2 protein-coding genes are annotated in these 1976 nt (G+C 63.8%); one reads left to right on the top strand and one right to left on the bottom strand.

Going from position 1 to position 1976, the window contains the following annotated elements; genetic code table 11:
• On the bottom strand, positions 1-1270 hold a 1270-nt coding region (ltrA, locus tag WB308_RS00425), incomplete at its 3' end, for a group II intron reverse transcriptase/maturase (RefSeq protein WP_424187875.1).
• Positions 1271-1623: 353 nt separating this feature from the next.
• Here ltrA and WB308_RS00430 point away from each other — a divergent pair.
• On the top strand, positions 1624-1839 hold the full coding sequence (locus WB308_RS00430; protein WP_424187877.1) for a hypothetical protein: 216 nt from the start codon (positions 1624-1626) through the stop codon (positions 1837-1839).
• The last annotated feature ends 137 nt before the right edge of the window (positions 1840-1976 follow it).

Consider the following 1976-nt stretch of genomic DNA (forward strand, 5'->3'; position numbering starts at 1 on the left):
GCCCAGCGAAGAAGGTATTAGGCCAGCGTTGGTGGTCCTCCAACGACTGGCCCAGCCGACCCGTGCGCCGTTCATGGCAACGGAGGATCGACCGTAGGCGCCGACGCACAAAACCGTCGATGCTTGGGAACTCACTGCGGTAGGCATGCTTGAAGTAGCCGAACCAGCCCCGCAGCATCGGATTGAGATCGGCGACGATCTGCGCCAGGCTCGCACCGCGGGAGCGTCCCGTCTTGCTGCGGATCTTGTCCTTAAGGGCCGTCAGGCTCGTCTTGCGCACCCAGCGTCGCCCGGCCTCGAAGCGATAGCCCAGGAACTGGAAGCCCTGTCCGCGCTGCCGACAGTCCCCAAGGTGGGTCTTGTCCGGATGCAGGCGCAAGCCGCGCGCTTCGGCCCAGGTTCTCACCTTGGTCAAAGCCGCTTGGGCTTCTTGTTCGCTGGCGCAGAGGATCACGAAGTCATCGGCATAACGCACGATGCGATGCCCCTCGGCGTTCATCAGCCGGTCGAGCGGGTGCAGATAGAGGTTTGCCAACAGCGGGCTGAGCACGGCTCCTTGCGGCGTGCCCTGGGTCGGGGTCCAGTGCTTGAGGTCGTCGAAGATCTCTTGGACGAGGTACCGCTCGATCAACTCCAGCACCGCGCCGTCGCTGATCCGCTCGCCAAGCTCATCCATAAGTCCCTGATGGGAAATGCTATCGAAGTAGCTCGCCAGGTCGGCATCCACCACCCAGGTGTAGCCTTCCTTGAGCCACCCATCGACCTCGCGCAGCGCGTCTTTGCAACCGCGCCCCGGACGAAAGCCGTAGCTGGTGTCCAGGAACTCCCACTCGAAGATCGGCTCCAGCACCCGCTTGAGGGCGCCTTGAACGATCCGGTCCTTGACCGCCGGGATGCCCAGCGGACGGCGTCCGCCGTCGCGCTTGGCAATGTAGGTCCGCCGCACCCCAAGAGGGCTGTAGCGCCCGGCCTTCAACGCCAGTTCCAACTCGTCCAGATAGCGCCCTGCCTGGGCCGCGAAACGCTCCACACTGACCCCATCCAACCCGGCCGCACCGTTATTGTCCCTCACTCTATCCCAGGACGCTTCCAGCGTCCCGCGCGCCCATACCTTGTCCCACAGACTGTACCATTTACCTCCTTTGACCCCGTCCACCAGGGCCGCCAACATCCGTTCCGTCCACACCGTCGGCTCAACCCAGGTCCACTGACGCGGATCGCGGGTCGGGCATGCTTGTTTAGCCCTCTCGGGCACTGACGCACTCGGCATCTCGCCTCCGTCTCGTTGGACTTCGCAGATCAACCTTCCTGCCCCCCTTTGCTCCCCCAGGCATTACCCCGGGCTCTCGCATCCGCCCCGTCACGACCTTAGGTGTCTGTTTGTGTTCTCTGTTGGCCGCCTGGTTTCCCGGCGGTGCCACAATATCGCCACCTTAGCCGCGACGAGGACAGGTACGCCGCTCTTATGAGGGCTCTGACTCCTGCCCGCCGTCACCTCCACGGGCAGGTCTCCCCGTTTACTGCGCTCCGCCTTCCGATCATTCCGTCCCCAAACACGTTATGTCGCATGACCATCGTTTGTTCTCGCCACCTCAACGTGGCCACTGCTTTTCAAGCTTCGCCTTGAACCCGCAGGCTCGCCGCAACACCCCGCCGAATCGGGTTCGTACCCTACGGACTGATCGTTCGCCTCCGGTTGCTCTCCACCCCGCCTCGCGGCGACGCAGTTACCTTCGGCTACCGAGCTTTGGCATACTCGGACACGGACTTTCACCGTGCAGACTTAGCGCCATCACGGGCGCACGGACTCCGGCAGTCGCTGCCGGAGTGACGAAGTAGAGGCCGTTCACCAAAGCCGTCGTCCCGGCAGGATGCCGGGACCCAGGGCCAAGGACGGTACGCCGCGGGTTAGCTGAGGTTCAGCGCTAGTCACCTCGCCCATTGGCGGCGAATCTGACCACCAACCCACTGTGACC

This window comes from Sulfuricurvum sp. (genome assembly GCF_049587615.1).
Classification (GTDB): Bacteria; Campylobacterota; Campylobacteria; order Campylobacterales; family Sulfurimonadaceae; genus Sulfuricurvum.